20 protein-coding genes and 2 pseudogenes are annotated in these 19,247 nt (G+C 71.9%); 8 read left to right on the top strand and 14 right to left on the bottom strand.

Annotated features, from left to right (window positions below):
* Positions 1–212: 212 nt before the first annotated feature.
* Together OG758_RS06350 and xylB are read right to left on the bottom strand one after the other, a co-directional pair.
* Positions 213–1,418: an ROK family transcriptional regulator gene (locus tag OG758_RS06350; protein ID WP_326709044.1), complete on the bottom strand. Its 1,206-nt coding sequence runs from the start codon at positions 1,416–1,418 to the stop codon at positions 213–215.
* Between the two features lie 76 nt (positions 1,419–1,494).
* A complete protein-coding gene (xylB, locus tag OG758_RS06345; protein ID WP_326709043.1) occupies positions 1,495–2,934 on the bottom strand; it encodes a xylulokinase in 1,440 nt (479 codons plus the stop codon).
* Between the two features lie 166 nt (positions 2,935–3,100).
* On the opposite strand from xylB, the gene xylA reads away from it, so the two are divergent.
* Both xylA and OG758_RS06335 read left to right on the top strand, forming a co-directional pair.
* Positions 3,101–4,267, top strand: coding sequence for a xylose isomerase (gene xylA / locus OG758_RS06340; protein WP_326709042.1), 1,167 nt, complete (start codon positions 3,101–3,103; stop codon positions 4,265–4,267).
* A gap of 247 nt (positions 4,268–4,514) precedes the next feature.
* A pseudogene (locus tag OG758_RS06335) lies at positions 4,515–4,631 on the top strand (GNAT family N-acetyltransferase); the annotation flags it as partial.
* A 24-nt stretch (positions 4,632–4,655) separates the two neighbouring features.
* Here OG758_RS06335 and OG758_RS06330 read toward each other — a convergent pair.
* The 6 genes from OG758_RS06330 to OG758_RS06305 all read right to left on the bottom strand — a co-directional run bounded on the left by OG758_RS06330 (position 4,656) and on the right by OG758_RS06305 (position 10,246).
* Positions 4,656–6,050, bottom strand: a complete 1,395-nt coding sequence (locus OG758_RS06330) for an NADP-dependent succinic semialdehyde dehydrogenase (RefSeq protein ID WP_326709041.1) — start codon at positions 6,048–6,050, stop codon at positions 4,656–4,658.
* 91 nt (positions 6,051–6,141) lie between these two features.
* A complete protein-coding gene (locus tag OG758_RS06325) occupies positions 6,142–6,606 on the bottom strand; it encodes an NUDIX domain-containing protein (RefSeq protein WP_326709040.1) in 465 nt (154 codons plus the stop codon).
* A gap of 18 nt (positions 6,607–6,624) precedes the next feature.
* Positions 6,625–6,762, bottom strand: a complete 138-nt coding sequence (locus OG758_RS06320) for a hypothetical protein (RefSeq protein WP_326709039.1) — start codon at positions 6,760–6,762, stop codon at positions 6,625–6,627.
* Between the two features lie 52 nt (positions 6,763–6,814).
* Positions 6,815–8,107: a cation:proton antiporter gene (locus tag OG758_RS06315; protein ID WP_326709038.1), complete on the bottom strand. Its 1,293-nt coding sequence runs from the start codon at positions 8,105–8,107 to the stop codon at positions 6,815–6,817.
* A gap of 4 nt (positions 8,108–8,111) precedes the next feature.
* Entirely contained in the window at positions 8,112–8,597 is a 486-nt protein-coding gene (locus OG758_RS06310) for a cation:proton antiporter regulatory subunit (RefSeq protein WP_326709037.1), read from the bottom strand.
* A 107-nt stretch (positions 8,598–8,704) separates the two neighbouring features.
* Positions 8,705–10,246, bottom strand: coding sequence for an ATP-dependent DNA ligase (locus OG758_RS06305; RefSeq protein WP_326709036.1), 1,542 nt, complete (start codon positions 10,244–10,246; stop codon positions 8,705–8,707).
* A gap of 198 nt (positions 10,247–10,444) precedes the next feature.
* On the opposite strand from OG758_RS06305, the gene OG758_RS48835 reads away from it, so the two are divergent.
* The 3 genes from OG758_RS48835 (at position 10,445) to OG758_RS06295 (ending at position 12,544) form a co-directional block, all read left to right on the top strand.
* A complete protein-coding gene (locus tag OG758_RS48835; RefSeq protein ID WP_351255852.1) occupies positions 10,445–10,528 on the top strand; it encodes a putative leader peptide in 84 nt (27 codons plus the stop codon).
* 245 nt (positions 10,529–10,773) lie between these two features.
* Positions 10,774–11,334: an NADPH-dependent FMN reductase gene (gene ssuE, locus OG758_RS06300; RefSeq protein WP_326709035.1), complete on the top strand. Its 561-nt coding sequence runs from the start codon at positions 10,774–10,776 to the stop codon at positions 11,332–11,334.
* Between the two features lie 64 nt (positions 11,335–11,398).
* On the top strand, positions 11,399–12,544 hold the full coding sequence (locus OG758_RS06295; RefSeq protein WP_326709034.1) for an LLM class flavin-dependent oxidoreductase: 1,146 nt from the start codon (positions 11,399–11,401) through the stop codon (positions 12,542–12,544).
* 21 nt (positions 12,545–12,565) lie between these two features.
* Here OG758_RS06295 and OG758_RS06290 read toward each other — a convergent pair whose 3' ends face one another.
* Together OG758_RS06290 and OG758_RS06285 are read right to left on the bottom strand one after the other, a co-directional pair.
* The gene (locus tag OG758_RS06290; protein WP_326709033.1) at positions 12,566–14,089 is read right to left on the bottom strand and encodes an MFS transporter; all 1,524 of its coding nucleotides are present in this window, start codon (positions 14,087–14,089) and stop codon (positions 12,566–12,568) included.
* Between the two features lie 182 nt (positions 14,090–14,271).
* A complete protein-coding gene (locus tag OG758_RS06285) occupies positions 14,272–14,763 on the bottom strand; it encodes a glutathione peroxidase (protein WP_326709032.1) in 492 nt (163 codons plus the stop codon).
* Positions 14,764–14,880: 117 nt separating this feature from the next.
* On the opposite strand from OG758_RS06285, the gene OG758_RS06280 reads away from it, so the two are divergent.
* Both OG758_RS06280 and OG758_RS06275 read left to right on the top strand, forming a co-directional pair.
* Complete coding sequence (locus OG758_RS06280; protein WP_326709031.1) at positions 14,881–15,966, top strand: S-(hydroxymethyl)mycothiol dehydrogenase; 1,086 nt, start codon at positions 14,881–14,883, stop codon at positions 15,964–15,966.
* Positions 15,966–16,598, top strand: a complete 633-nt coding sequence (locus OG758_RS06275) for an MBL fold metallo-hydrolase (protein ID WP_326709030.1) — start codon at positions 15,966–15,968, stop codon at positions 16,596–16,598. The genes OG758_RS06280 and OG758_RS06275 overlap by 1 nt, the downstream gene beginning before the upstream one ends.
* Positions 16,599–16,655: 57 nt before the next feature.
* On the opposite strand, the gene OG758_RS06270 is transcribed toward OG758_RS06275, so the two are convergent.
* From OG758_RS06270 to OG758_RS06260, 3 genes and pseudogenes are all read right to left on the bottom strand, one after another.
* Positions 16,656–17,057, bottom strand: a complete 402-nt coding sequence (locus OG758_RS06270; protein ID WP_326709029.1) for an ATP-binding protein — start codon at positions 17,055–17,057, stop codon at positions 16,656–16,658.
* Positions 17,058–17,152: 95 nt separating this feature from the next.
* Positions 17,153–17,608 (bottom strand): annotated as a pseudogene (locus OG758_RS06265) (VanZ family protein); the annotation flags it as partial.
* 194 nt (positions 17,609–17,802) lie between these two features.
* On the bottom strand, positions 17,803–18,087 hold the full coding sequence (locus tag OG758_RS06260; RefSeq protein ID WP_326709027.1) for a hypothetical protein: 285 nt from the start codon (positions 18,085–18,087) through the stop codon (positions 17,803–17,805).
* Positions 18,088–18,232: 145 nt separating this feature from the next.
* Here OG758_RS06260 and OG758_RS06255 point away from each other — a divergent pair, with 145 nt between their 5' ends.
* Complete coding sequence (locus OG758_RS06255) at positions 18,233–18,928, top strand: DUF2470 domain-containing protein (RefSeq protein ID WP_326709026.1); 696 nt, start codon at positions 18,233–18,235, stop codon at positions 18,926–18,928.
* On the opposite strand, the gene OG758_RS06250 is transcribed toward OG758_RS06255, so the two are convergent.
* Positions 18,909–19,172 (bottom strand): hypothetical protein, encoded by a 264-nt coding sequence (locus OG758_RS06250; protein WP_326709025.1) that lies wholly within the window; start codon positions 19,170–19,172, stop codon positions 18,909–18,911. The two genes, OG758_RS06255 and OG758_RS06250, sit on opposite strands and share 20 nt — an antisense overlap.
* Positions 19,173–19,247: the final 75 nt, after the last annotated feature.

The following is a 19,247-nucleotide window of genomic DNA, read 5'->3' as shown; positions in this document are numbered from 1 at the left end:
GACACCTGAATCCCCCGATCCACGTGGACGCGCCACCGCGCCGAGGCGGTGGCGTCCCGCGTGAATTACGTTAAGGGCCTTGGCGGTTGGGGCGGAAGAGGGCGCGGCGCGCCTGTGGATAACTCGCGGGTTGTGAACAACCGCACGTCAGAGGTCCGAACCTCTGGCACTTCCGCGCCGCGGCACGAGGGTGTCCCGCGGCCACCGGCGTCCTAAGCGGCCACCGCCACCGGATCGTCGAGCACCGCCCGCACCACCGAGTGCGCCGCCCCAAGCAGGGGGCCGTCGGACCCCAGGCGCGACACCGTCACCCCGGCGGCCGGCGTCGCTGTCCGGCGTGTCAACTCCCGCTCCAGCGCGGGCAGTAGCCACGGCGCGAGCCGCGAGAGGGCCCCGCCGAGCACGACCGCCCGGGGATCGAGGAGGTTCACCGCCCCGGTCAGCGCGATACCCAGGGCGGTCCCGGCCCCGCGCAGCGCCCGCCGCGCATCCGTGTCCCCTGCCGCGGCGCGCTCGGCGAGCAGGCCCACCCGGTCCTCGCCGGGCCCCAGGCCCGCTGCCCGCAGCACGGCTTCCTCGCCCGCGTACTGCTCCAGACAGCCGCGCCCTCCGCAGGGGCACGCCGGGCCCTCCGGGCGAACCGGAACGTGCCCCAACTCGCCCGCGAATCCCCGCGTTCCGCGCAGCAGCTTGCCGTCGACGACGAGCGCGGCACCGATGCCGATCTCGGCCGAGACGTGCAGGAAGTCGGCGGGGGTGCCCTCGCCGAGCCAGAGCTCGGCGAGGGCCCCGAAATTCGCCTCGTTGTCGACGCTCAGCGGCAGAACGGACAGCGCCTCGGTCGGCGTCGGCAGCAGCGCGGAGACATCCGTGTCGTGCCAGTCCAGGTTGGGCGCCCGAACCACCGTGCGGGTGCCGCGCGCGACCAGACCCGGCACCGCGACCGCGAGGCCCGCCGGGCGCAGTCCCTCCCGTTCTGCACGGGCCGTCACCTCCCGGACCAGCACGGACAGTTCCTTCAGGACGGGCCCGGGCGCGCGCCCGCGGTTGGCGACGCGGCGCACGGCACGCGCGCGTACCGCGCCGCTCAGATCGACCGCGCACGCCGCGAGATGGTCGACGCCCACCTCGGCCCCGATCCCGGCGGGGCCGCGGCGGCTGACCGCGAGCGCCGAGCCGGGGCGCCCGACCCGGCCGGGCCGCTGCGGGCCGAGCTCCTCGATCAGACCCGACCGGATCAGTTCGTCGACGAGCGTGGACACCGCGGCCCTGGTCAGCCCGATGCGCTGGGCGACCGTGGCCCGTGACAACGGGCCGTCGGTGGCGACGGCGTGCATGACCCGCGAGAGGTTGCGCCGGCGCATGCCCTGCTGGGTGTCGGGCGTGCCGGGCCGGGGCTCGTGCAGTGGTGCGGTCATGCCTCCGGACGCTCCCATGGGGTCGGGCCGGCGCACGGGGCGGTCGGCCTTCCTGGATCCTCGGTCGGCCGGGTGGTCAGCGCGGGCCCCTGTCCAGGAGCGGGGCCGCGTCGGAGAGTACCCCGGAGATCCGCGCCAGCGCCGCCGCGTCCTGCTTCACGGGGTCGAGAACGGGCCCCTGTGCCGTGCCCCAGCGCCGCGCCACCGCCGCCGGATCCTCCCCGGTCAGCAGTCCGGCGGCCTGTGCCGCGGCGCCGAGCGCGACCAGTTCACGGGCCTCGGGCACCTGCACGGCGCGACCCGAGAGGCGTCGTACGGTCTGCTGCCAGGCCGTTCCCCGGGCGCCGCCCCCGATGAGCAGCAGCGGCACCGACAGGTCGGCGTCCGCGTCGAGGACGAGGTCGAGCGCGCCCAGGAGCGCGTGGACGGCGCCGTCGTAGGCGGCCTGCAGAAGGTGCCCTCCCGTGGTGTCGTGCCGCAGTCCGTGCAACAGCCCTGAGGCGTTCGGCAGGTCGGGGGTGCGCTCGCCGTCCAGGTACGGCAGCAGCGTGATGTCGCCGCCGGGTTCCACGGCCTCGCGGTCCAGGCCGAGCAGCGCGGCGACCCGGTCGACGGCCAGCGTGCAGTTCAGCGTGCACGCGAGCGGGAGCCAGTCGCCGCGCGCGTCGGCGAAACCGGCGACGGTGCCGGTCGGGTCCGCGGGACGGTGCCGCGACACCGCGTACACCGTGCCGGACGTGCCGAGGCTGAGGACGGGGGTGCCGGGTTGGAGGCCGAGGCCGAGAGCGGCCGCCGCGTTGTCGCCCGTGCCGGCGGCTACCAACGTCCCCTTGGAGAAGGGCAGTTCACCCGAGCTGTGGACCGTACCGGCCACCTCCCCGGGGCGTACGACCCGGGGGAGCAGCGCCGGATCGAGGCCCACGCGCGCGAGGATGTCGTCGTCGTACGACTCCGTGGCCGATGCCCACCAGCCCGTGCCCGAGGCGTCGCCCCGGTCCGTCGTGCCGTCGCCGGTCAGCCGCTGCGTGAGGTAGTCGTGCGGCAGCCGTACCGCTGCCGTGGCGCGTACCGCGTCAGGCTCGTGCTCGGCCAGCCACGCCCACTTCGTGACGGTGAAGGAGGCCCCCGGCACGCTGCCCACCCGCTCGGCCCACGCCTTGGGTCCGCCCATCTCGTCGATGAGGCGGCGGGCCTGGGGCGCCGAGCGCACGTCGTTCCAGAGCAGCGCGGGACGCACCGGCCGGCCCGCGGCGTCCAGGGTGACCAGGCCGTGCTGCTGACCTCCGACCGACACCGCGGAGGCCCGGTGCGCCGCGTCACCGCACTGGCGCAGCGCCTCGCACAGGGCGGTCCACCACTGCTCGGGGTCGCTCTCGCGGCCCTGCCCCGCGCTCACCGTGTGCGGTGCCTGGCCGCTGGCCACGACCGCGCCCGTGGCGGCGTCGACGACCAGGGCCTTCGTGGACTGCGTGGAGCTGTCCACCCCGACGACGAGGGGTCCATCGGCTGATGACATCTGGCTCTCCCGTTCCCGACAAGACGATTCCGTGGCTGTCCGAGGTACATGTGCGACAGAGCGTTCACTCAATGCTCTCTCCAGATGCCTCTTCCCAGCGACGTGTCCGCATACTAATTTGTAAAGCGCCATGACGAAATAGGCATGACTGGCGAGGAGCCGAGACATGACGTACCGACCCACCCCCGACGACAAGTTCAGCTTCGGCCTGTGGACGGTCGGCTGGCAGGGACGCGACCCGTTCGGCGACGCCACCCGCGCCGCGCTCGACCCGGCCGAGTCCGTGCGGCGCCTGGCCGACCTCGGCGCCTACGGGGTGACCTTCCACGACGACGACCTGATCCCCTTCGGGGCCTCGGACACCGAGCGCGAGTCACACGTCAAGCGCTTCCGCCAGGCCCTCGACGCCACCGGCCTGATCGTCCCGATGGCCACCACGAACCTCTTCACGCACCCCGTCTTCAAGGACGGCGCGTTCACCGCGAACGACCGTGACGTACGCCGGTACGCCCTGCGCAAGACCATCCGCAACATCGATCTCGCCGTCGAGCTCGGCGCGAAGACGTATGTCGCCTGGGGTGGCCGCGAGGGCGCCGAGTCGGGCGCGGCCAAGGACGTGCGCGCCGCCCTCGACCGGATGAAGGAGGCCTTCGACCTGCTCGGCGAGTACGTCGTCCAGCAGGGCTACGACCTGAAGTTCGCGATCGAGCCGAAGCCGAACGAGCCGCGCGGCGACATCCTCCTGCCCACCGTCGGTCACGCCCTCGCCTTCATCGAGCGCCTGGAGCGGCCCGAGATGTACGGCGTGAACCCGGAGGTGGGCCACGAGCAGATGGCCGGGCTCAACTTCGCGCACGGCATCGCCCAGGCACTGTGGGCGGGCAAGCTCTTCCACATCGACCTCAACGGCCAGACGGGCATCAAGTACGACCAGGACCTCCGCTTCGGCGCGGGCGACCTGCGCTCGGCGTTCTGGCTGGTCGATCTGCTGGAGAGCGCCGGGTACGAGGGGCCGCGGCACTTCGACTTCAAGCCGCCGCGCACGGAGGACTACGACGGGGTCTGGGCGTCGGCCGAGGGCTGTATGCGCAACTACCTGATCCTGCGCGAGCGTGCGGCCGCGTTCCGGGCCGACCCGGAGGTTCAGGAGGCGCTGCGCGCCTCGCGGCTCGACGAGCTGGCGCAGCCGACGGCCGCCGACGGCCTGTCGGGGCTGCTCGCCGACGAATCCGCCTTCGAGGGCTTCGACGTGGAGGCGGCCGCCGCCCGCGGCATGGCCTTCGAGCGCCTCGACCAGCTGGCGATGGACCACCTCCTGGCGGCCCGGGGCTGACGGTCACGCGCGCGTGGTGCCCGACGGGCCCCCACGCGCGCGTAGCGCCCGGTTCGGCCCCCGCCAACTCCTGTGCGGGGGCCGAACCATGGCTGAACGTGCCTCAGTCGTTGACCCTCGGGTGGCACACCGGGACGTAGGCGGCCTCTGTGTACTTCGGCGATGAACATACGCACGACGAGTACGCGGAACCGCCTGGTCAGGAGGGTCCCGAGGCATGCCGGCCGCCCCGCGTCCGGTGGGAGCCGAGGGCAGCGCGGCCCGCCGCCTCTACGAGCGCCACGGCTTCACCCTCGAATCGGAGGACCCGATCGACGTGTTCATGGTGCGTGCCCCACGGGTCATGGCAGAGGCCCGCACCTGACCTCAAGGGCGCGGCGCGGACGGTTCACGCCCCCACCCACACCGTGGTGATGTTGCAGAACTCGCGGATTCCGTGGGCGGAGAGCTCTCGGCCGTAGCCGGAGCGCTTGATGCCGCCGAAGGGGAATGCCGGGTGGGAGGCGGTCATCCCGTTCACGTAGACGCCGCCCGCCTCGATGTCGCGGGCGAAGCGGTCGATCTCCGCGGCGTCGTGCGTCCATACGTTGGAACTCAGCCCGAACGGTGAGTCGTTGGCGAGGGCCACGGCCTCGACCAGGTCGCCGACGCGGTACAGCGTGGCGACCGGGCCGAAGGTCTCCTCGCGGTGGATGCGCATGTCCTGCGTGATGTCGGTGATCACTGTCGGCTCGTAGTACCAGCCGCTCTTGGCGTACGCCTCGGGTCGTTGTCCGCCACACAGCACCGTCGCGCCGCACTCGACGGCGTCGTCCACGAGTTCCTCCAGGTCGGCGCGGCCCTGCTCGCTGGCGAGCGGCCCGATGTCGGTGCTCTCGTCCATCGGGTCGCCGACCCGCAGGGCCCGCATTCCGGAGACGAACAGCTCGGCGAACTCATCGTAGACGTCCGTGTGCACGATGAACCGCTTCGCCGCGATGCAGGACTGCCCGTTGTTCTGCGTCCGCGCCGTCACCGCGACCTTCGCCGCCTTCGCCACGTCGGCCGACGGCAGCACGACGAACGGGTCACTGCCGCCCAGCTCCAGGACGGTCTTCTTGACCTCGTCGCCCGCGATCGAGGCGACGGAACGCCCCGCCGGCTCGCTGCCGGTCAGCGTCGCCGCCACGACCCGCTCGTCCCGCAGCACGCCCTCGACCGCGCGGGAACCGATGAGCAGCGTCTGGAAGCAGCCGTCCGGGAACCCGGCCCTGCGGAACAGGTCCTGGAGGTAGAGCGCTGTCTGCGGCACGTTCGACGCGTGTTTGAGCAGTCCCACGTTGCCTGCCATCAGGGCGGGTGCGGCGAACCGCACGACCTGCCACAGGGGGAAGTTCCACGGCATCACGGCGAGGACTATGCCCAGCGGCCGGTAGCGCACATGGGCGCTGACCGCGCCGGAGTCCTCCACGTCCCGGGCCGAGGGGTGCTCGTCGGCGAGGAGCTCCTGGGCGTGCTCCGCGTACCAGCGCATCGCCTTCGCGCACTTCGCGGCCTCCGCGCGCGCCGCCACGACGGGCTTGCCCATCTCGGTGGTCATGACGCGCGCGATGTCGTCACGGTCCGCGTCGAGCAGGTCGGCGGCGGTCTGGAGCAGCCGGGCCCGTTCGAAGAACGTGGTGGTGCGGTACGTGCGGAACGTGCCGGCGGCGAGAAGGAGTCGGTGCTCGATCTCCTCGTCGGTCAGGGCGTCGTACGTTTTGAGCGTCTCGCCGTTCGCGGGGTTGACCGTCGCGATGGGCATGAGGGTGACCTCCTCTGCGCGGTGCTTCGACCTTCCCGCGTCACGTCGCGCCGCGCAACGCGGACGGGCCGTGTACCCGGTGGCGCGGGCGTCAGACGTGCTCGGCGAGCCGGTCGAGGAAGACGGCCTGCGCCTGCACGACGAGGGCGCGCCCTGCGTCGAGCCCGAGCCAGGCCGCGCGGTCCAGCTCGGGGAACTCGGCCATGCGTCCCGAGCCCTTCGGCCACTCCATCGTGAACGTGCCGGGCACGAAGCCGTCCAGGTCGAGGTCGCCCTCCACGGCCCACACGGTGACGTGCTTGCCGCCGGACTGCACGGTGTCGCCGAGCGGTACCGGCGTGCCGTCCGGCGGTGCAAGACCCAGTTCCTCCTGGAACTCCCTGCGCGCCGCGGCCCACGGCTCCTCGTCGTCCCCGTACTCGCCCTTCGGCACGGTCCACGCCCCGACGTCGCGTCGCTCCCAGAACGGGCCGCCCATGTGTCCGAGCAGCACCTCGGTACCGGCGGCCGAGCGCCGGAACAGGAGCAGGCCCGCGCTCTGCTTCTTGTACGCCATGGGACCAGTGTCGGCGCGCTACATGTGAACGGCGCCCTCCGCGCGGCCCTCCGAGTACGGCGAGGGGGCGCCGCGCGGGTGGAGCGCGAGCGTCACGATGAGGCCGACCGCGTAGAACAGCGCCGACCACCAGCACGCGGGTGAGTAGCCGTCCATGGCCCTTACCGGGCGGCGACCTGGATGGTCGACGCCCGGGCAGGTGACCGGATCAGGACGAGGAGTTCGAGGCCCGCCCGGACGTGCCGTGCGCCTCCGCCTCGGGGACGACCGGATCCTGCGCGTCCCGCGGCGCGGGCACGATCCCCGCGCTGGCGGTGACCGCCGCGGCCGGTGCGTCGCCGCGGTTCCGCCAGCGCGAGACGCGCATCGCGACGGGCTCGGTGAAGCGCGCCGTCAGCGGTCCGACGATGACGAGGATCAGGACGTACGCGGTCGCCAGTGGGCCGAGCCTGGGCTCGATACCGGCCGTGACCGCCAGGCCCGCGATGACGATGGAGAACTCGCCGCGCGCCACGAGCGCGCCGCCGGCGCGCCAGCGGCCCTTGACGGAGATCTTCGCCCGCCGCGCCGCCCAATAGCCCGTCGCGATCTTCGTGCAGGCCGTGACCACCGCGAGAGCGAGCGCCGGAAGCAGGACCGGCGGGATGCTCGCCGGGTCGGTGTGCAGCCCGAAGAAGACGAAGAACACGGCGGCGAACAGATCGCGCAGCGGCAGCAGCAGCGAGTGGGCGCCCTCGGCGACCTCACCGGACAGGGCGATGCCGACGAGGAACGCGCCGACGGCCGCCGACACCTGGAGCTGCTGCGCGATCCCGGCGACCAGGATCGTCAGACCGAGCACCACCAGGAGCAGCTTCTCCGGGTCGTCGCTGGAGACGAACCGGGAGATGTGCCGTCCGTAGCGTACGGCGAGGAGCAGGACGAGACCCGCCGCTCCGAGCGCGATGGCCAGCGTGACACCGCCCGCCGCCCAGCCGACCCCTGCGAGCAGAGCCGTGATGATCGGCAGATAGACGGCCATCGCCAGGTCCTCGAGAACGAGGATGCTGAGGATCACCGGGGTCTCCCGGTTGCCGACCCGGCCGAGGTCGCCGAGCACCTTGGCGATCACACCCGACGACGAGATCCAGGTGACACCGGCGAGGACGACGGCGGCCACCGGGCCCCATCCCATGAGCAACGCGGCCGCGGCGCCGGGCAGCGCGTTGAACGCGCAGTCGACGAGGCCCGCCGGGTACTGCGTCTTGAGGTTGCTGACGAGATCGCTGGCCGTGTACTCCAGTCCCAGCATCAGCAGCAGCAGGATGACGCCGATCTCGGCGCCGATGGCCACGAACTCCTCGCTCGCGCCGAGCGGGAGCAGCCCGCCTTCGCCGAACGCGAGCCCCGCGAGCAGATAGAGGGGGATGGGTGAGAACCGGAACCGCCCGGCGAATCTGCCCAGCAGGCCGAGCGCGAGGATGATCGCCCCGAACTCGATGAGGAACACCGCGGAGTGCATCCGATCACTCCCTTCCGAGTATCGTCGCCGCCGCTTCCACGCCCTCGCGGGTGCCGATGACGATCACGGTGTCCCCGCCGGCGAGCCGGAAGTCGGGGGTGGGTGACGGGATCGCCTCGGCGCGCCGCAGCACGGCAACGATCGAGGCGCCGGTCTCGGTGCGCAGCTGCGTCTCGCCGAGCACGCGCCCGTTCCAGTGCGAGGTCGCGCCGATCTCGATGCGCTCGGCGACCAGGCCCAGATCGGTGGTGTGCAGCAGGTTCGGGCTGTGATGGGACGGCATCAGCGCGTCGATCAGCGCGGCCGCCTCACCGGACGTCAGCTTCAGCGACAGGTCGCAGGCGTCCGGGTCGTCGTTCCGGTAGGCGCTCAGGGTGCGCCCGCCGTCCCGGTGCGCGACCACCGACACCTGGCGTCGGTCGCGGGTGGTCAGGTCGTACCGGAAGCCGATCCCCGGCAGTGGCGTGCGGCTCAGGCGTGAAGCGGGCACAGCTCTCCCCTTGTCCGTGCTTGTCCTGGATGATGCATGGCTCCTGCATGTACAGGGTGCCGGGTGTCACCCTATCGGCCCCAATGTTTGGCAAAGAAACGGTCTTGTCACGGGGCCGGGTGTGCGGCGAGCACCGTCTCGACCGTGTCGGCGTCCTCGGCCGTCTTGTCCTCGCGGTAGCGCACGACGCGCGCGAAGCGGAGCGTGACGCCGGCCGGGTAGCGAGTGGACTTCTGCAGACCGTCGTAGGCGATCTCCACGACCAGCTCGGGCCGCACCGTGACGACGTGGCCGTCGTCACTCAGGGCCAGCCCCCGCAGCCGCTCCGTCTGCCAGGCGAGCAGCGCGTCCGTGAGCCCCTTGAACGTCTTGCCCAGCATCGCGAAGGAGCCGTCCGGCCTGCGGGCGCCGAGGTGCAGGTTCGACAGCTTGCCCGTGCGCCGGCCGTGCCCCCACTCGGCCGCGAGTACCACCAGGTCCAGCGTGTGCACGGGCTTCACCTTCAGCCAGGACGCGCCGCGCCGCCCCGCGCTGTACAGGGCGTCGAGCGCCTTCACGACGACGCCTTCATGGCCGCGCCGCAGGGTGTCGGCGAAGAAAGCGTCGGCGGCCGCGCGGACTTCCGCGTCCGCCCCGTCCGATACGACGACGTGGCGCACCCGCATCGCCTCGGGCACCAGCAGCGCGAGGCGCGTGTGGCGCTCGGCGAACGGCAGATCGAGCAGCTCGTCCCCGCCCGCGTACAAGGCGTCGAAGAACACCGGCACCACGGGAACGGACCCGGCGGCCGTCGCCACGTCCACCCGCGAACCCACACGGCTCGCGATCTCCTGGAAGGGGCGCGGCCGCCCGTCCCCGTCCAGCGCGATGACCTCCCCGTCGAGAATGAAGCGGCCCCCGTCGAGCCCGGCCGCCGCGGCGGTGACCTCGGGCAGCCGGTCGGTGATGTCGTCGAGCGTGCGCGTGTAGACGCGTACGACGTCGCCGTCGCGGTGCACCTGCACGCGGATGCCGTCGAGCTTCTCCTCCACCGCGCAGGCCCCGAGCTTGTCGACGGCCTCCCTGACCGAGGTGGCGCTGTGCGCCAGCATGGGGAACACCGGGCGCCCGACAGTCAGTCGGAATCGGCTCAGCGCGTCCGGACCCTCGGTCAGCAGTGCCTGCGCCACCACCTGGAGAGACCCGGTCAGCATCACCGCGCGCCGCACGTCCTCCGGCGGCGCGCCGGTCGCCTGCGCCAGCCCCTCCAGGGCCACCGCGTCGAGCGCTCCCTGCCGCACCTCACCGGTGAGCAGACCGAACAGGAACCGCTGCTCGTCCTCGGTCGCGCCGCCCATCAACTCCCCGACGAGGCGGGTCCGTTCGGCCTGCGATCCCGCGCCGGCGACATCGCCCAGCGACGTCAGCGCGGCGTCGACGTCCTGGACCGTCAGCCGGGGCTGCGTGGCAGGGTCCACCGGATCGCGCAGCACCCGCCACCCGACGCCGAGACGCCCCTGCGGGAGGCGTCCCGCGAGGTAGGGGATCACGATCGGTACGTCATCCGGTTCCGCCGCCCGGAAGAGCTCGGCGAGCAGCGCGATCTTCCGCGACCGCGCCTTGGTGGCCGCGACCTCCTGGGACACCTGTGCGAGCCGGGAGAACAGCATGCAGCCATCCTGCACCGGGCCGCGGTGTGGCGCACGAGGGTACGGGCACCCGCCGATAAACCGCACTCCCCGAGGGATTCTCGAAGGGAACTCGTCGTTCGCGGTTTATCCCGGCCCATGCGGAAGGCTGTTCCGCGATGCGAGACCGGCGCGGAGATTTCTTGACTGGCCCGACTCGCCCCTGGTTGGATCGGTGGCATGAACACGAGACTGGACCTCACGCGGCGACGCCATGTCGACCTCGCGCGCGTCTCCAGCTCCTTCTGTTGTCGCGCCCTCTGACGGGTCTCCCGCGCCCCGGCTGCCAGGCCGCCTCCGCCGCGACCGGCGCCGTCGAACCTCCACCGTGCCGACCGATTTCCGCACGGCTCCCCACCACACCGCACTGAACCGCACCGTGTATTCGGTACGCCTTCGGCATGCGTGAATTCCTGATTTCCGTATCCCTGCCTTTCCGCGTTCCCGCGTCCGCGCCTTTCTCAGTTCCTGCATTCCGCGTGCCGAATTCCAGCCCGAAGGGTCCCGTCATGGCCACCGTCCTCTCCATTTCCGGAAGTCCCTCCGCCACCTCCCGCACGGCGCGGCTCCTGCGCCATCTCGACGCGCGGCTCGAAGCGCAGGGCCACGACGTCATAACCCTCGACGTCCGCACCCTGCCCGCCGAGGCGCTCCTCGGCGCCGACTTCGCCCACCCCGCCATCGTCGAGGCGATCGAGCTCCTCGCCCGCGCCGACGGCGTCGTCGTCGCGACTCCCGTCTACAAGGCCGCGTACTCGGGTCTCCTCAAGGCGCTCCTCGACCTGCTGCCGCAGTACGGACTCGACGGCAAGACCGTGCTTCCGCTCGCCACCGGCGGCACCACCGCCCATGTCCTCGCCCTCGACTACGCGCTGCGGCCCGTCCTCAATTCCATGGGAGCCGACCACATCGTCCAGGGGTGGTTCACCCTCGACAAGGACATCACCGTCGCACCGGACGGCACGGTCAGCGTCGCGCCGGGTTCCGCCGAAGCGCTCAGCCGCGTCGTCGACCAGTTCTCGCGAGCACTCACGCGGACCGCGCGGCCGCTGCTCGCCGCGGCGAGCTGACCCGCCGACTCCCGCCCCGCAACCACCTGTTGGCATCACCCTCCTCCGCGATCGGAGTCCGCACGTGTCCCTCACCTTCCACTGGTTCCTGCCGACCAACGGCGACAGTCGCCACGTCGTCGGCGGCGGTCACGGCACACCCGTGACCGCGGCGGGCGGTGACCGGCCCCCGTCCATCGGCTATCTCACGCAGATCGCCCGCGCCGCCGAGGACCTCGGCTTCGTCGGCGCGCTGACCCCCACCGGCGCCTGGTGCGAGGACGCGTGGCTGACCACCGCCATGCTCAGCCAGCAGACCGAGCGCCTGAAGTTCCTCGTCGCGTTCCGGCCCGGTTTCGTCTCACCCACCCTCGCTGCGCAGATGGCGTCCACGTACCAGCGCCAGACCGGCGGCAGGCTCCTCCTGAACGTCGTGACGGGCGGCGAGAGCCGTGAGCAGCGCGCCTACGGCGACTTCCTCGACAAGGACGCCCGGTACGCGCGCACCGGTGAATTCCTGGAGATCGTGCGGGGGTTGTGGGCGGGCGACACCGTCGACCTGGCGGGCGAACACCTCCAGGTGCAGGACGCACGGCTCGCCCGGCTGCCCGACCCGGTCCCCGAGGTGTACTTCGGCGGCTCCTCAGCCGTCGCGGGTGAGATCGCGGCGCGGCACAGCGACGTCTACCTCACCTGGGGCGAGCCGCCCACTCAGGTCGCCGAGAAGATCGCCCGGATCCGCGGCCTCGCCGAGAAGGAGGGCCGCACCGTCCGGTTCGGGATCCGGCTGCACGTCATCACGCGCGACACCTCGGAGCAGGCCTGGGCGGAGGCCGACCGGCTCCTCCAGGGATTCGACCCGGCCACCGTCAGGTCCGTCCAGGAGGGGCTGGCGCGCAGCGAGTCCGAGGGCCAGCAGCGCATGCTCGCCCTGCACGGCGGAAGCTCCGGCAGCCTGGAGATCCACCCCAACCTGTGGGCCGGGATCGGCCTCGTACGCGGTGGCGCCGGCACCGCGCTCGTCGGCAGCCACGACGAGGTCGCCGACCGCGTCGAGGAGTACCACCGCATCGGCATCGACGAGTTCGTGCTCTCCGGATATCCGCATCTGGAGGAGGCGTACTGGTTCGGGGAGGGCGTCCTGCCGCGGCTGCACGCGCGCGGGCTGTGGGCACACCCGCACCGGGATGCGGCAGCGCTGACGGCGCCCCAGGTCCCGTTCGGGAGCTGAGCCGGTCCGCACGCACCTCCGCTACAGCGCCTTGCGCTGGTCCTGCTCGTGCGTCCCGGGCTCCAACGCCGGTGCCGCGACACCGAGATGCGCGCGGCACTGCGGCTTCGGCGCCTTCTCCAGTCGCGAGCGGACCGCCGCCGGACGGATGAACACGAGGGCCGTCGCCGAACCCAGTGCGAACAGCAGGGCGCAGCCCAGGGCGGCCCGGTGGAACGACGTGTTCACGGAATCCGGCTGCGTGTAGGCGTCCCCGGACAGCCCCACCGCCAGCGGCAGCGCCGCCACCACGAGAAGCTGCGCGATACGGGCCGCCGTGTTGTTGACGCCGCTGGCGAGCCCGGCGCGCCCCGGCTCGACCGACGCCAGGACCGTGGCCGTCAGGGGCGCGACGAACACGCTCATGCCCAGGCCGAGGACCGCCACCGCGGGCAGGACATCGGCCACGTACGACGAGCCGGGCTCGATCCGCAGCATGAGGAGCAGGCCCACCGCCGCGATCAGCGGACCGGCGACCAGGGGCGGCGTCGGCCCGACACGGCGCGAGAGATCGCCCGCACGAGGAGAGAGCAGCAGCATCAGGACGGTGATCGGCAGCGTCGCCATACCGGCCTCCAACGCGCTGTAGCCGAGCGCGATCTGGAGCTGGACGGGCATCAGGAACAGGATGCCGCCGATCCCCGCGTACAGGCACAGCGTCATCGCGTTGGCCGCGCTGAACAGCCGGGAGCGGAACAGCGAGGGCGGCAGCATCGGGTTCGCGCGCCGGTGCTCCACGGCGACGAAGGCGACGCCGGCGGCGACACCGAGCACGGCGGGCAGCGCCGTCGACACGGCGGAGGCGCCGCCGGACGACCCGATGAGCGCGTAACTGACGCCCACCAGGCACACGGCGGCGAGCGTGGCCCCCGCCATGTCGAAGCGGGTCCCGGCGACCCCGGCCTCACGGCTCTCCGGGACGTGCCGCACCGCGATCAGCAGCACGACCACGGCCAGTGGCACATTGATGAGGAAGATCCACCGCCATCCTGGGCCGTCGATCAGATACCCGCCGAGGAACGGTCCGAGCGCCCCCGCCACACCCGTGAGCCCCGACCAGGCGCCCACGGCCCGCGACTGGTCCTCGGGGCAGAACGACGACCGTACGAGGGCCAGCGACCCCGGTGTCAGGAGCGCACCGCCGACACCCTGCAGCGCGCGGGCCGCGATGAGGACCCCCTGGTCGGGGGCGAGCCCGCACAGCGCCGACGCGAGCGCGAACCAGGCCACGCCGAGCACGAGTGTGCGCCGCCGCCCGATCCGGTCGCCGAGCGCGCCGCCCCACAGGAGCAGGGCGGACAGCGTCAGCATGTAGGCGTTCACGACCCATTGGAGGCTCGACAGGGAGGCGTCGAGGTCACGCCCGATCGTCGGCAGAGCGACGTTCACCACCGTGCCGTCGAGCATCGCCATCCCGGAAGCCAGGACAACACAGGCGAGGACCCAGCGGCCCCTGGCGGAGGAGAGCCGGATTCCGGGAGCGGATTCGACGGGTTCGGGTGTCATCGCAGCCATTGTCGTGGACGCGGGGGAGCGTCGCAGGACCGCCGCGCGGCGGAGGAGTTCCGCCGGCCTCGCCGGACCCGACCTGCTCGGTCACGGCGCCTGCGACAAGCCCCGCGCCGACTCCTCGGAGCGGGGCTCGCACGAGGCGAGCGGGGCTCCGCAGCCCCGCCGGTGCCCGATACCTACTGCGGGAGGTTGGCCTCGATCGCGGCGACCACCTCGGGAGCGTCCGGCACCACCTGCGGCGAGAAGCGGGCGACGACCTCACCCTTGGGGGAGAGCACGAACTTCTCGAAGTTCCAGCGGATGTCCCCGTCGTGGCCCTCCGCGTCGGCGGTGGTGACCAGACGCTCGTACAGCGGGTGACGTCCTTCTCCGTTCACCTCGACCTTCTCGGTCATCGGGAACGTCACGCCGTACGTCGCCGAGCAGAACTCGGCGATCTCCTCGGCGCTGCCGGGCTCCTGGCCCATGAACTGGTTGCAGGGGACCCCGAGCACGCTGAAGCCGCGGCCCGCGTACGCGGCGTGGAGCTGCTCCAGGGCCGCGTACTGCGGGGTGAGGCCGCACTTCGAGGCCACATTGACGATGAGGACGGCCTTGCCCTCGTACTGGGGGAGGTCGGCGGGGCCACCCTGGAGGGCGGCGATCTCGACATTCTCGTAGACAGACATACTTCGGATGCTAGCGACCCGTGAGGCCGCGCTCCTCGTCACCCCGGCCCCGGGACCGCGGCCCATCTGTGAAGATGGCGAAGAACGATGCGACGAGCGAGTGGAGGACTGATCGTCATGGCGCAGCAGGTGCGAGGCGTGATCGCGCGGGCCAAGGGTGAGCCGGTGCGGATCGAGACGATCGTCGTGCCGGATCCCGGGCCCGGTGAGGCCGTGGTCAAGGTCCAGGCGTGCGGGGTCTGTCATACCGACCTGCACTACCGGGAGGGCGGCATCAACGACGAGTTCCCCTTCCTGCTCGGTCATGAGGCGGCCGGTGTCGTCGAGGCGGTCGGCGAGGGTGTCACCGAAGTCGCGCCGGGCGACTTCGTGATCCTCAACTGGCGTGCCGTGTGCGGCCAGTGCCGTGCCTGCCTGCGCGGGCGCCCCCAGTACTGCTTCGACACGCACAACGCGAAGCAGAAGATGACGCTCCTCGACGGCACGGAGCTCTCGCCCGCGCTCGGTATCGGCGCCTTCGCCGAGAAGACCCTCGTCGCCGCCGGCCAGTGCACCAAGGTCGACCCGGAGGCCTCGCCCGCCGCCGCGGGTCTGCTCGGCTGCGGTGTCATGGCCGGCCTCGGCGCCGCCATCAACACCGGCAACGTCGGCCGCGGCGACTCCGTCGCCGTCATCGGCTGCGGAGGTGTCGGCGCGGCGGCAGTGACCGGCGCCCACCTGGCAGGCGCCGGGAAGATCATCGCCATCGACATCGACGACAAGAAGCTGGCGACGGCGAAGAAGCTCGGCGCCACGCACACCGTCAACTCCCGCTCCACGGACCCGGTCGAGGCCGTCCGCGAGCTGACCGGAGGCTTCGGCGCCGACGTCGTCATCGAGGCCGTCGGCCGCCCGGAGACCTACAAGCAGGCGTTCTACGCCCGCGACCTCGCCGGGACCGTCGTCCTCGTCGGCGTCCCCACGCCCGAGATGCAGCTCGAACTGCCTCTGCTGGACGTGTTCGGGCGCGGCGGCGCGCTCAAGTCGTCCTGGTACGGCGACTGTCTGCCCGCGCGCGACTTCCCGATGCTGATCGACCTCTACCGGCAGGGGCGGCTCGACCTCGACACGTTCGTGACCGAGACGATCGCCCTGGAGGACGTGGAGAAGGCGTTCGAGCGGATGCACCACGGCGACGTGCTGCGCTCGGTGGTGATCTTCTGATGGCGGGCGCGCGCATCGAACACCTCGTCACGTCCGGCACGTTCTCCCTCGACGGGGGCACCTGGGACGTCGACAACAACGTGTGGATCGTCGGGGACGACAGCGAGGTCGTCGTGATCGACGCGGCGCACGACGCCGACGCGATCGCCGAGGCCGTGGGCGACCGGAGGCTCGTCGCCATCGTGTGCACCCATGCCCACGACGACCACATCGACGCGGCACCCGCGCTCGCCGAGCGCACCGGGGCGCCGATCCTTCTGCACCCCGCGGACACGGAGCTGTGGAAGCAGAAGCACCCGGACCGCACACCTGACGGAGACCTCGCCGACGGTCAGCAACTGAGCGTGGCGGGCGTGGAGTTGACCGTGCTGCACACGCCGGGGCACTGCCACGGCGCGGTCAGCCTGTACGCGCCGGACCTCGGTTCCGTCTTCACCGGCGACACCCTGTTCGCGGGTGGCCCCGGGGCGACGGGCCGGTCGTTCAGCGACTTCCCGACCATCGTCGAGTCGATCAGGGAGCGACTCCTCACGCTGCCGCCGGAGACCGAGGTGCGGACCGGGCACGGCGACAGCACGACCATCGGGGCCGAGGCGCCTCACCTGGAGGAGTGGATCGCCAGGGGGCACTGAGCCGGGCGATCGGGCCGGGCGGCAGCCGGAGTGCTGCCGCCCGGGTCTCCCCGGCCGTCACGGGTGAGCGAGTACCGCGCGCACCGTCTTGCCGCCGTAGGGGTCGCTCACCACACTCATACGGCGCGACAGCGCGTCGACGAGGGAGATGCCGCGGCCCGACTCGGCGGACAGCGAAGCCGGCTTGAGGTGCGGGTGGTGCGGGCTGTCGTCGTGGACCGAGACGGTCAGCTCGTCCGCGTCCAGACACAGACTCATACGGCAGTGACTGTCCTCGATCCGGGCCGCGTTGGCGACCAGCTCCGACACGACGAGCACCGCGTCGTGCGCGCCGCCCGCGCTCCGTCCCGCCAGAAAGTCATGAGTGAGGCGCCGGGCCCAGCGGGCGGAGCCCGAGCCCTGCGGCAAGAGGTACTCCACGCGTGCGGGCCGCCGTACGGCGCGCTTGAGCGCACGCATGACGATCACTTCCTTCCGTCGCCTGTGGCACAGGGTGTTCCCCGGTCACGAGCCCCATTCCCCGGCAGCCTGATCGCCAAGCGGGTTCGGCCTGACGGCCGTGCGAGAGCGTGGTAGCCGTGTCCGATGCGACGCCCGAGCAGGAAGTAGGCGATCAGGGCGCCCGTCGTGTTCAGGATCACGTCGTCCACGTCGAAGGCGCGCCCCTCGACGATCGCCCCCTGCGCCAGCTCCACGAGCGCCATCACGAGGACCGTCACCGCGAGCACCCGCATCATGCGGCCCTTGCGCGCCACAAGCACCGGCAGCAGCAGCCCGAACGGCGCGCCGAGCAGCAGATTCCCGCCGATCTGCTTGCACGCGCCGAGGAACGTGTACGACTCGGCGTACTGGCGCAGGGAATGTCCCGGCCGCATGTTGGACCCCGCGAGGTCCGCCGACGCCGGGGACGGCGTCAGGGTCAGCCGGGCGAGGACCGCGGAGAACGCCACGAGGGCCACGAACGCGAAGCCGGCGATGAGCGCCCGGGCGGCGATCCGCCCCCACGGCACCGGCTTTCGTGTCGCCGGCTTTCGTGTCGCCGTTTTCCGTGCTGCCGGCTTTCGCGGCGGGCGCTTCCCTGTCACCCGCTTCCATACCTCGCCCTTACGCTCCTGGCCCTTTCGCCGACGTGCCGCAGTCTGTGGGGTCATGGGGGCCGGTTGCCCCGGCGCGCCCCGGCCATTCCGGCTCGGGCGTCTTCGCGTCAGGTCTTCGTGTCCGGCGGATGCGTCAGGGAGTCGAGGAACCGTTGCAGCGCGGGAGGTCCTTCGCCGCAGCGGCCGCGCTCGACGTGGGGTATCGACAGCTTCGCCAGGCGCAGGTCCTGCACATCCAGGGCCTGTGCCAAGTGAAGTCGTTCCAGGGCGCGTTCGGCGGCTGTCTGACGTACGTACTCGACCACCGTCACGCCCAGGTGGTCCGCGTGCGAGCGGACCGCGTCGTACTCGTCCGGCGTGAAGAGGTCCCGCAGAAGGGCAGTACCGTCCATGGCGGCATGATGCCGCTCCCGGCCGACGCGCGCGGGCGTACGGCATACTCACCGCCCTATCGCGTGGCGTTCGCCGCCCTCACGCGTGCTGGCTCCCTCCGCGAATCTCCGATAAGTTAGGCAAGGCTTACCTAAGAAGATTCGGATGGGTGTCCGACAGATCAGTACCGCCGCTCCCACCGCGGCGGCACGCGCGCGATCAATTCTGGCCACCGCCTGGTCGTGCGAAGTGACCACGGACATCGGGCGGGAGGACCTCGTCGGATCCCATCACGTCACCGACGAGGGCGGGGTAGGGATCCAGCCCCCGGCCGACAGCCTGCTGTCCGCCGCCGTGCTCTGCGCGCCGCGCGGCGAACCGACCGCGCTCATCGAGTTCGCGGACGCCGCGCCGGTGCCCGTCAGGGACCGGATCCGGGCACGCCTGTGGCTTTCCGGGTCACTCGAACCCGACGGCGAACAGTTCGTGCTGAGGCCGGTCCGCGCCGTGCTCCAGACACGTAGCGGCCGCATCGGCATCGAACTCGACGAACTCGCCGGGACCACACCGGATCCCCTCACCACGGCCGAACCCCGCCTGCTCACCCATCTCGCCGACTGCCACCCCGAAGCCGTCGAACAACTCACCCGGCTCGTCGAGGTGGACAGCCTGCACGGCGTCGTCCGGGTCCAGCCCCTCGCCGTCGACCGGCACGGGCTCACCCTCCGGCTCGAACGCGTCCGTGGCCAGGCCGACGTCCGCCTCCCGTTCCACACGCCCGCCGACGACCTGGGGCAGCTCAACGAGCGTATGCACGCCCTGCTTTCCTCGGCGCAGGCGATCAGCCGCCGTCGCAGGTGAGGTCCGCGGCGCGCATGAAACCGAGCGGCGCGCCGTTGTCCGTGCGCGAGACCCGCCACAACTCGTCCGCACCCTGCCGTGTGCCGTCGACCGGGACACCCGGATCCAGTCGGCCGACGATGTCCGTCCACGGGTTGTTGCCCGCGTAGATCGGGGCGTCCGCATGCGTGGCGAAGCACGTGCCGCCCGCGTGCGCCGTCCCGCCGAGCACGGGCACGGAGGCGAGGAGCAGCGCGGCAGGCAACAGGAACGGGAGCGGAGCAGGCGCGTGCGGATCACTGAGGTGCCCTTGTCAACTTGACCCGGCCCTGATGGACCG

This window comes from Streptomyces sp. NBC_01474, from assembly GCF_035918215.1.
GTDB lineage: Bacteria > Actinomycetota > Actinomycetes > Streptomycetales > Streptomycetaceae > Streptomyces > Streptomyces aureus.
This window is presented reverse-complemented; position numbering and strand designations above follow the sequence as displayed.

Coding starts and splice junctions, on each gene's coding strand:
- OG758_RS06280 (WP_326709031.1), top strand. CDS start 14,881: ATGGCGCAGCAGGTGCGAGGCGTGATCGCGCGGGCCAAGGGTGAGCCG.
- xylB (WP_326709043.1), bottom strand. CDS start 2,934: ATGTCATCAGCCGATGGACCCCTCGTCGTCGGGGTGGACAGCTCCACG.
- OG758_RS06350 (WP_326709044.1), bottom strand. CDS start 1,418: ATGACCGCACCACTGCACGAGCCCCGGCCCGGCACGCCCGACACCCAG.
- xylA (WP_326709042.1), top strand. CDS start 3,101: ATGACGTACCGACCCACCCCCGACGACAAGTTCAGCTTCGGCCTGTGG.
- OG758_RS06260 (WP_326709027.1), bottom strand. CDS start 18,087: ATGGACGGTACTGCCCTTCTGCGGGACCTCTTCACGCCGGACGAGTAC.
- OG758_RS06270 (WP_326709029.1), bottom strand. CDS start 17,057: ATGCGTGCGCTCAAGCGCGCCGTACGGCGGCCCGCACGCGTGGAGTAC.
- OG758_RS06290 (WP_326709033.1), bottom strand. CDS start 14,089: ATGACACCCGAACCCGTCGAATCCGCTCCCGGAATCCGGCTCTCCTCC.
- OG758_RS06305 (WP_326709036.1), bottom strand. CDS start 10,246: ATGCTGTTCTCCCGGCTCGCACAGGTGTCCCAGGAGGTCGCGGCCACC.
- OG758_RS06275 (WP_326709030.1), top strand. CDS start 15,966: ATGGCGGGCGCGCGCATCGAACACCTCGTCACGTCCGGCACGTTCTCC.
- OG758_RS06325 (WP_326709040.1), bottom strand. CDS start 6,606: ATGGCGTACAAGAAGCAGAGCGCGGGCCTGCTCCTGTTCCGGCGCTCG.
- OG758_RS06315 (WP_326709038.1), bottom strand. CDS start 8,107: ATGCACTCCGCGGTGTTCCTCATCGAGTTCGGGGCGATCATCCTCGCG.
- ssuE (WP_326709035.1), top strand. CDS start 10,774: ATGGCCACCGTCCTCTCCATTTCCGGAAGTCCCTCCGCCACCTCCCGC.
- OG758_RS06285 (WP_326709032.1), bottom strand. CDS start 14,763: ATGTCTGTCTACGAGAATGTCGAGATCGCCGCCCTCCAGGGTGGCCCC.
- OG758_RS06330 (WP_326709041.1), bottom strand. CDS start 6,050: ATGCCCATCGCGACGGTCAACCCCGCGAACGGCGAGACGCTCAAAACG.
- OG758_RS06255 (WP_326709026.1), top strand. CDS start 18,233: ATGGGTGTCCGACAGATCAGTACCGCCGCTCCCACCGCGGCGGCACGC.
- OG758_RS06320 (WP_326709039.1), bottom strand. CDS start 6,762: ATGGACGGCTACTCACCCGCGTGCTGGTGGTCGGCGCTGTTCTACGCG.
- OG758_RS48835 (WP_351255852.1), top strand. CDS start 10,445: ATGAACACGAGACTGGACCTCACGCGGCGACGCCATGTCGACCTCGCG.